The 8,613-nt window shown below is 59.1% G+C and carries 11 protein-coding genes and 1 tRNA gene; 6 read left to right on the forward strand and 6 right to left on the reverse strand.

Features of this window, described 5'->3' with window-relative positions:
• The first annotated feature begins 155 nt into the window (after positions 1-155).
• From COA65_10135 to COA65_10160, 6 genes are all read left to right on the forward strand, one after another.
• The gene (locus COA65_10135) at positions 156-662 is read left to right on the forward strand and encodes an Rrf2 family transcriptional regulator (protein ID PCJ56750.1); all 507 of its coding nucleotides are present in this window, start codon (positions 156-158) and stop codon (positions 660-662) included.
• A gap of 40 nt (positions 663-702) precedes the next feature.
• Entirely contained in the window at positions 703-1,863 is a 1,161-nt protein-coding gene (locus COA65_10140; GenBank protein ID PCJ56751.1) for a cysteine desulfurase, read from the forward strand.
• Entirely contained in the window at positions 1,860-3,038 is a 1,179-nt protein-coding gene (locus COA65_10145) for an IscS subfamily cysteine desulfurase (protein PCJ56752.1), read from the forward strand. Before COA65_10140 ends, COA65_10145 begins: the two co-directional genes overlap by 4 nt.
• A gap of 92 nt (positions 3,039-3,130) precedes the next feature.
• Positions 3,131-3,463, forward strand: coding sequence for a 2Fe-2S ferredoxin (locus tag COA65_10150; protein PCJ56760.1), 333 nt, complete (start codon positions 3,131-3,133; stop codon positions 3,461-3,463).
• A 55-nt stretch (positions 3,464-3,518) separates the two neighbouring features.
• Positions 3,519-4,649, forward strand: coding sequence for a tRNA 2-thiouridine(34) synthase MnmA (locus COA65_10155; GenBank protein PCJ56759.1), 1,131 nt, complete (start codon positions 3,519-3,521; stop codon positions 4,647-4,649).
• A 58-nt stretch (positions 4,650-4,707) separates the two neighbouring features.
• Positions 4,708-4,784, forward strand: a tRNA-Met gene (locus COA65_10160).
• A gap of 131 nt (positions 4,785-4,915) precedes the next feature.
• Here COA65_10160 and COA65_10165 read toward each other — a convergent pair.
• The 6 genes from COA65_10165 to COA65_10190 form a co-directional block, all read right to left on the reverse strand.
• Positions 4,916-5,713, reverse strand: a complete 798-nt coding sequence (locus COA65_10165; GenBank protein PCJ56753.1) for a DNA methyltransferase — start codon at positions 5,711-5,713, stop codon at positions 4,916-4,918.
• Between the two features lie 150 nt (positions 5,714-5,863).
• Positions 5,864-6,403, reverse strand: a complete 540-nt coding sequence (locus tag COA65_10170) for a hypothetical protein (GenBank protein PCJ56754.1) — start codon at positions 6,401-6,403, stop codon at positions 5,864-5,866.
• Positions 6,404-6,420: 17 nt separating this feature from the next.
• Entirely contained in the window at positions 6,421-6,831 is a 411-nt protein-coding gene (locus tag COA65_10175) for a hypothetical protein (protein ID PCJ56755.1), read from the reverse strand.
• Positions 6,831-7,796 carry a hypothetical protein gene (locus COA65_10180; protein ID PCJ56756.1) on the reverse strand — a complete coding sequence of 322 codons (966 nt, stop codon included), beginning with the start codon at positions 7,794-7,796 and terminating at the stop codon, positions 6,831-6,833. The genes COA65_10175 and COA65_10180 overlap by 1 nt, the downstream gene beginning before the upstream one ends.
• Positions 7,793-8,047, reverse strand: coding sequence for a hypothetical protein (locus COA65_10185; protein PCJ56757.1), 255 nt, complete (start codon positions 8,045-8,047; stop codon positions 7,793-7,795). Before COA65_10185 ends, COA65_10180 begins: the two co-directional genes overlap by 4 nt.
• Positions 8,044-8,508, reverse strand: a complete 465-nt coding sequence (locus COA65_10190; GenBank protein PCJ56758.1) for a hypothetical protein — start codon at positions 8,506-8,508, stop codon at positions 8,044-8,046. Before COA65_10190 ends, COA65_10185 begins: the two co-directional genes overlap by 4 nt.
• Positions 8,509-8,613: the final 105 nt, after the last annotated feature.

Genomic DNA, 8,613 nt, shown 5'->3' on the forward strand with positions numbered 1-8,613 from the left:
TCCGCGAACTTGCCGGATCCGGCAATTGGCGCCATTGACGGTCTGCATGGCCAACTGAACGCACTTGCCGCGCGCGTAGCGAAATTGGAAACGCAGCTTCCTTCGGAGCAGGAAGCGACACCGGACGCGGAACGAAAAATAGCGGGAGAACAGTCATGAAACTCAGCACGAAAGGCCGTTATGCCGTCACGGCGATGGTTGATCTTGCCGGCTATCACTCAAAATCGCCGATTTCCCTTGCCGCGATTGCGACGCGTCAGGAAATTTCGCTTTCTTATCTCGAACAGCTTTTCGGGAAACTTCGCCGCGCCGGCTTGGTGTGCAGCGTGCGCGGGCCGGGCGGTGGTTATCTGCTTGCCCATGAAAGCGATGCCATTCGTGTCTCAGACATTATCCTGGCCGTTGACGAGCCCATCCGCGCGACGCGTTGCGAGCAGGGTTCGCCTTCCGGTTGCCGTCCGGACAAGGGGCGCTGCATCACGCATGATTTGTGGGAAGAACTTAGCAACCACATCCATCTTTTTCTAAGCACGGTTTCTCTTGCGGACATTTGCGAACGCCGCGTTTTGGGCATGAGCGGCAAGCTGTATCAGGAAAATACGATCAAGATGGACGCAAAACCCACCGCCGATATCGTTAACTTGAAACAAGTGGTGGAATAGCCCTCCCATTTTTTTGAAATCCCGGAACCCCGACAGGCAAATGGCGACACACGCCATCTATCTTGATACCAACGCCTCGGCACCGATGCGGCCGGCCGTGCGTGACGCGGTGGTGGAAAGCCACGCCTGGACGGGCAATCCTTCCTCGGTTCATAGATTTGGCCGGGCCGTTCGGGGTGCGGTGGAAACAGCGCGCGGCAGTGTCGCCGAATTTCTGGGCGTGGAATTTTCACAAATTGTTTTTACCAGCGGGGCGACGGAGGCAAACCACCTGGCGCTTTTGGGCTCCGGGTTTTCGCGGCACCTGATTTCAGCCGTTGAGCATGATTCCATTCGCAAGGCTGTTCCGGCGGCGGAAATTGTGCCGGTAGACGCAAACGGCATCGTCGATCTTGCCGCCCTTGACGCGATGCTGTCGAAGAATGCGACGCCGGCGCTTGTTGCCATCATGTCGGCAAACAACGAAACCGGCGTGATTGAACCCGTCGCCGAGGCAGCAAAAATCGTTCATGCGCATGGATCGTCGCTGCTTTGCGACGCCGTGCAGTCGGTTGGCAAGCTGCCCGTGGATTTCACAGGCCTGGGGGCGGATTATCTGACCGTTTCTGCCCATAAATTCGGTGGGCCGACCGGGGTGGGGGCGCTGGTTCTTGGGCCGGACGCGCCCCTTGTGGCATGGATGGGGGGCGGTGGGCAGGAACGCGGCCACCGGCCGGGAACGGAAAACGTGCCTGGGATCGTCGGCCTTGGTGTGGCGGCGGGTGAGGCTACGAAGGATTTGCCCAATTTTCTGGAATTGCGCGTTCTTCGCGACCGGCTGGAAGCGGGACTGCGTGAAACATTGCCGTCCGTAAAGTTTTGGGGAGAGGACGTGCCCCGGGTTGCCAACACGGTTTCCGTTTGCATGCCTGGGGTCGCGGCGGAAACGCAGATTATGGCCTTTGATCTTGCCGGCATCGCGGTTAGCGCGGGCGCCGCCTGTTCGTCAGGAAAGGTTGGTTCCTCCCACGTGCTGCTGGCGATGGGGGTGCCTTTGGAAGAGGCCGACGCGACAATCCGTGTCAGCCTGGGCTGGGAAACCCAGGCCGACGACATTGCCCGTTTCCTGAAGGAATGGGCGGCGATTTACAATCGCCTTGGCAAACATTGCCTTGGCAAACAGAGCGTGACGGTTGAAAAAATGGCGGCAAAAGGAAGATGAAGCGTCCTATCTATCTTGATTATCAATCGACGACGCCGGTCGATCCGCGGGTCCTGTCGGCCATGGAGCCTTTCTTTACTGAAAAGTTCGGCAACGCCCATTCGCGGACTCATGCGTTCGGCTGGGAAGCTGAGGCGGCGGTGGAACGGGCGCGGGAACAAATCGCCCAGGCAATCGGCGCGGACGCGAAAGAAATTATTTTTACGTCCGGGGCGACTGAATCGAACAATCTGGCGATCAAGGGCGTTGCCCGTTTTTACAAATCGAAAAAACGCCATCTGGTGACGTGCCGGACCGAACATAAATGCGTTATCGAAAGTGTGCGCGCCCTTGAAAAAGAAGGCTTCGACGCGACCTTCCTTGAGGTGCATTCCGATGGTCGGATCGACCTCGATGCGCTTCGCGCGGCGATCACGGAAAAAACCTCGCTTGTTTCCATTATGACGGTCAATAACGAGATCGGCATCATCCAGCCGATAGCGGAAATTGGCGAAATTTGCCGGGAAAAAGGCGTGTTTTTTCATACGGACGCGGCCCAGGCGGTGGGAAAAATCCCCTTCGATGTCGAGACAGCCGGGGCCAGCCTGGCAAGTCTCTCCGGACACAAAATCTATGGACCGAAGGGAATTGGCGCGTTGTACGTGCGCAGCCGGCCGCGCCTGCGTCTGGAACCGCTTTTCAGCGGCGGCGGGCAGGAACGGGGTTTGCGTTCCGGTACGCTGCCGACCGCCCTTTGCGTTGGCTTGGGCGAGGCGTTGGCCATTGCCATGGCCGGGCGCGAGGCAGAGGCGCAAATGTTGCTGGGCCTGCGCAACCGGCTGCTCGACGGCCTGCGCACCCGCATTTCCGGCGTGACGGTCAACGGGGCTCTGGACGCGCGCATTCCGGGCAATCTGAATTTGAGCTTTGCCGGGATCAACAGCGAAACCCTGATGATGGAACTTCGCGATCTGGCGCTTTCCACCGGCTCGGCCTGTAGTTCGGAAAGCCTTGAGCCTTCTTATGTTCTTGATGCCCTTGGCGTTGGTGAGGCGGCAGCACGCGCCTCTATCCGCATCGGCATTGGCCGCTTTACGACAGCAGACGAGGTCGATCATGCGGTTTCGTCTTTTGTCGAAAAGGTCGAAAAGCTGCGCCGGGCCGCCCCGGCCCTGGCCAGCGCCCCTGCGGGGTGAGTTTTGGCGGGCTGCGTTTTGGGCACCCCTCGACATTTTCTTCCAGTTTTTCTATCTAGAAGGCCAGACCCCGGTAATTAGTGGAAAATTCGATGCCAAAAATGACCTTCATCACCCCGGACGGGGCGCGGCGCGAGGTGGAAGCACCGGTCGGACAGTCGTTGATGGAAATTGCGCGCGCCCATGACATCGATATCGAAGGAACCTGCGACGGCACGCTTTCCTGTTCGACCTGTCATGTGATCGTTCCGCCGGAATATTTTCCCCTTCTTGACGCGGCGTCGGAGGATGAGGAAGACATGCTGGATTTGTGCCTGGAGGTGACAAAATTTTCGCGGCTCGGCTGTCAGGTGCGCATGACGGACGCTTTAAACGGGTTGACCGTGACCCTGCCGGAAGAAACAGTTAATTGGAAGCGGGGCTAAGGTGAATTCCATTGGACTTGATAGCGAACCGGAGGCGACGCGTGTCGTCGTTGCCATGTCGGGCGGCGTCGACAGTTCGGTCACGGCGGCGTTGCTGAAGGAAGAAGGCTATGACGTTGTTGGCATCACGTTGCAGCTTTACGACCATGGTGCGGCCACCCATAAGGCAAAATCATGCTGTGCCGGTCAGGACATTCACGATGCCAAGCGCGTCGCGGCTCGTCTTGATATTCCCCATTACGTTCTTGATTACGAAGATCGTTTTCGCAAAGAGGTGATCGAGAAATTCGCGGCGGGCTATGCCGAGGGCGAAACGCCGATCCCGTGCGTGCTTTGCAACCAGACGGTAAAATTCCGCGACCTTCTGGCGACGGCCCGGGATTTGGGCGCGGCCGCCATGGCCACCGGCCATTACGTCCGGCGCATTTGCGATCACGCGGGTGCGGCGGAGCTTCACCGGGGCGTCGATGCCAACCGCGATCAAAGCTATTTTCTTTTTACGACGACCCAGGATGAGCTGAATTTTCTGCGCTTTCCCCTTGGCGATCTGGACAAGGACGCGACCCGGGCCTACGCGCGGCGTTTTGGCCTCGACGTGGCTGAAAAGGCGGACAGCCAGGACATCTGCTTTGTGCCCGACGGGCGTTACGCACGCATTGTCGAAAAACTTCGCCCGGACGCGGCAATGGCAGGCGACATTGTGGACCTGAAGGGCCGTGTGCTTGGACGTCATCAGGGAATTCTCCACTACACGATTGGTCAGCGGCGCGGCCTTGGCCTAAGCGGGGGAGAACCTCTCTACGTTACGCGCATCGACAAGGCGGCAAACCGCGTCGTCGTCGGCCCAAAGGCGGCTCTTGCGACGACGACGCTTTCCTTGCGCGACGTAAACTGGTTGGGCAGTGCGGCGTTGCCGGAAGGGGGGATTGCTTGCGAGGTCAAGATCCGCTCAACCCAGGCACCGGTGGCGGCCCGGCTTGTCCTCGATCATACGGGAAGGGCGGAGGTAACTTTGACGGAGCCTGAATTTGGCGCGTCCCCCGGCCAGGCCTGCGTTTTTTATGCGGGGGACCGGGTGCTTGGTGGCGGCTGGATCGCCCATGCCCGGGCGCAAGACGTCCCGGTGGAAGACGTCCTGACGCAAGACGAACAAGGCGGATGCGCGCCGGCCCGTGGCGTGGCTTGACAAGAAGGCGTTCTTCCCGCACAAGCCCCGTCTTCGGGGATCGTTCGATTGCCCTTGGGGCGGAGTAGCTCAGCTGGTTAGAGCAGCGGAATCATAATCCGCGTGTCGGGGGTTCAAATCCCTCCTCCGCTACCACTTAAAATAACGCATTAGCTGGAAACGGCTAGGGCGCTGTCTTTTGATAGCTGTAGCGCGACACTTGAATCCGGAGTCGTCGCCACTTGAATCCGGAGCAGAAAAAAGCCCGGTTGGTGGCCTAATGGGTATCACCCACTGATGATCACCTCGCCCGCCTTTCTGGCCTTGTTCCCGCCACCGATCGTATAGGTGGTTTCAACCGCCTCGATGCTGGCCCAGGCGAACAGGTCGCGGATCTCCGGCACATCGTTTAATGACAGGATAAACCGCCCTTTGATGGCCCTTAAAAGGGTCGCTAAATCGGCAAAATCCTCACGCTTGAACAGGCCCTGGCCGTAGTCCTTTTCGCAACCAAAATAGGGCGGGTCGAGGTAGAACAGCGTCGTCGGCCGATCATACCGTCTAATGAACTCCCTAAAGTCCAGCCGCTCGATCACCACGCCGGCCAGGCGTTCATGGGCCTCGGCCAGCATCGGTTCCAGCTTGGTCAGGTTGAACCGCGCGCCGCCGGTTATCTGCACGCCAAACGCACGCCCCGCGACCTTGCCGCCGAAGGCCGTCCGCTGGAGATAAAGGAACCGCGCGGCCCTTTCCAGATCCGTCAGGGTGTCGGCATTGGCTGCGCGCAGGCGCTCAAACTCGGCCCGGCTGGTGATCTGAAACCGCAGGGTATCCAGCAGCTGGGGATAATGCCGCTGCAAGATCCGGAACAGGTTCGAAACGTCGCAGGAAAAATCGTTGATGATTTCGGCCTTTGCCGCCTGCCTGCGGCGGAAAAACACCCCGCCCATGCCGACGAACACCTCGGCATAGGTGGCATGGGGGATGGCCTCGATCCTGGCAATCAGGCGCTTGGCAAGGTTTCGCTTGCCGCCCTGGTACGGCGCGGGTGGGGACAGGGGTTGGACGTCACGCATGGACTTCATTCTCGCTTCCCATCAAACTCTGCCCGCCGGTGTGCCGGTGGCGGGGTGGCCATGATGCGGCCGGTTGTGGTCATGCGGGGTTGCTGCCCTGCGGTTCGGGGTGCGCAAACACCCCGGCCCCCGTCCGGCCTTCGACCGAACGAGACTTCCTTACCCGGCGACACCCCCATAGCGCAGGCTCAGGCCCAGCGCCACAAACAGCCAGCCGGTCGACAGGATCTCGGCGAAGGCCGTCGGGCCATCAAAAAAGTCGTTTTGGTGCAGCTCGCCGACGTTGTCCTGGATAAACCAGGAAACCGCATAGATCGGTCCCAGCAAGATGCCGGCCGCCATAAACCACGGGCCAAAACTAAGTAGGGAAAGGGCGAAGCCGGTAAAGACCGTCATCAACAGGCCGCGCCCGGTCATGCCCCAAAAATCATCGCTCCAGGTGCCGCGAAAACGCGCCATATCCATCCACTCGCCCCAGGTGATGATGAAGCCCGGATAGATCAGCAGCGCCGCGCCTGCGACCCAGAAATTCCCGGTCCAGGCGAGCGCAAAGGTGGCCAGCACGACCGCCAGGGCCAGGCGTTTGATTGTGTGCGGCACGGCGTTTCCGCCCCAGCCACCGCGCCATCGGCCGACGACGCCGCCAACCAGGGCCGCAACGAAAATTGAAAGCAGAAAAGGTTCCAGTGGCCAGAGCATTGGGGTTCTCCTATCGGTTATGTCCGTGCCGCAGGCCAGCGGCCATCGGCTTCCATGTCGGCAACCGTCTGGGTGCCAATATCCTTTTCGATTGTGCCTGAGGCCGCGCGCACCGTTTTAATCCACGCCGCGACGGCTTTCAGGGCCACAACTTCAGCCTGTTCACCACTTGATAACGTGCCGCCATCGATGCGAATTTCCTGCAGCTCCGTCGCACGCATGTTCATGTTGCGCTGTTTCCACGCCGGATAGGCCGCGACGATCTTTGCGCCGGCGGCCGCCTTCACATCGGCCACTGTTGCGGGCGGGTCGTTGAAAGCGATTAATTCGGCGTGATCGTCGGGCAAAAATTCCTTTGGTATCTTCGCCTGCGGCATGGAAAAAACACCGATGATTTTGTTGGAAATGTTGCGCTGAACGTAAGGCATTATGAATTTCTCCCTCGGTTGTCGAACCACCCATGCGCCGTCACGCGAAGAATGGTGTCGACGGAAACACGGGTGCGAAGCTGTGATGAGCCATCGACGCGAATGGCCAGCTGGTCCGAACCTGTACCGTTCGTCCCCGAGACGTCTTGTTTCACGCCATCAACAGACGACAAGCCGGCCGCCGGCGTGATGTCGGTTTGATCCAGGGCGGTTACGGCCAGATATGTGGTGCCGACGGCGCTCGCCTGGATCCCAAAATTGCCTAAATAAGATGTGTTCGGCGGCGCTGTCACCGTGCGCGTGGCGACCCCGGCTGTTTGTGTCCCGCTGAAATCCGTTAAAAAACTTTTCAGGTCAAATCGGTCGCCATCCTGAATGAAAGCGAGGATGGCCGATGCCCCGTCGGTGCCGATCCAGCCGATCCGCCGCTTGATGGTAAAGCCGGTCGGCATCGTCGGCGCGGTGGACGATAAAGAGAAAAGCACATCGGTTGATTTGCCGGTGCCATCAATCAGCCATACCGAATAGAACGTCGATGCCGCCTTGGCCCCAGTGTCCAGGCCGCCGGCGGCGGTGCCTTCCACAAAAACGGCATCCAGCCGCTTGGTGATCGCGGCTGCCAGCAAAATATTGGCCGTATGTCCCCCATCGCGCGCGGTCCCCGGCGCAATGTCGATGTCGTTGGTGGCGTCAGTGACATTGTTGTTTAAGGCCAGCCCGCCGATATAGCCGCGCGGCAAGACGTCAACGGCCTCTGCCGCGACGATCGCCACGATGGCGTCATAAAGCTGGGTTAAATCGGCATCGGTCGGCGTGATCCCGGCTTGCGTGATCGCATCCACAATCTCGCGTTGCGGGTCTTCGATGGCGGCGGCCGGAATGGCGCTGCCCTCGATGCCGACGCCAGGATCGGCATCGACATAGGGGTCATTTGCCGCGCCGCCGATGGGCTGGTTGTATTTCATATGGGTTCTCCTTCTGGGAAAAAGTCTTCGACGTCCGATGGGTCTTGAAGGGCTGCCAATTCGTCATTTGTCAGATGATCCAGCGCGTCGCCGTCCACCGCGCAGATGGCGCGGCCATCGCTGGGATGCTCAACCGGCAACGTGTAGACATCCGTCTTCGTCTCGGATTTTGGATAACCAAGCACCGTGGCAAGCGCGTTTGCGAAGGCCTGCGCCTCGGCCAGGGTCGAAAATTCCAGATATTTCGTCATGTCAGGACAACTCCCCATTTTGCGGCGAGATAGCTGCGCAAAAGAGCCTTGTCGGCGGCGGAAGGAATGGAGGAGTAGAGCGCAACCTCCGCGATGTCGCCGTCCCATGGGCTGAATGTGCTTGGTACGTTGCCGAGGCTTAAATCTACGCCGCTGTCGGATAGAACGGTTCCTGTCGGAGTACCCCATTGCGACGTTGTGCCGCCGCCGTTTATACGCAGGATGGCATCATTCGAAGCACTGTCGCTGTCGTAAGCGAATTCAAGCAAAACCGGACTTCCTATCGGGATTGTCTCGCCAGTTGACCAGCCGCCGTCGTTCCCATCCCATATTGAAAAGAAGGTAAGTTTTGAAGCATTTATGTAAATCCCCCACCGGCCATCTTTTTCAATCAGGTAATCAGTAGGTGCACCAAAAACAGAAATATTTGTTTGATTTGAATTGATCCCTAATTGTTCCATGTTAAGAGCCTTAGCCCGCACCACCAGTCGAACCTAGAGTGCTGGACGGTGGGAATACGATATCTGTTGCATCTGCGGTTCCGCCTTCACTTTGGTCGACGCCTA

The organism is Rhodospirillaceae bacterium (assembly GCA_002746255.1).
GTDB lineage: Bacteria > Pseudomonadota > Alphaproteobacteria.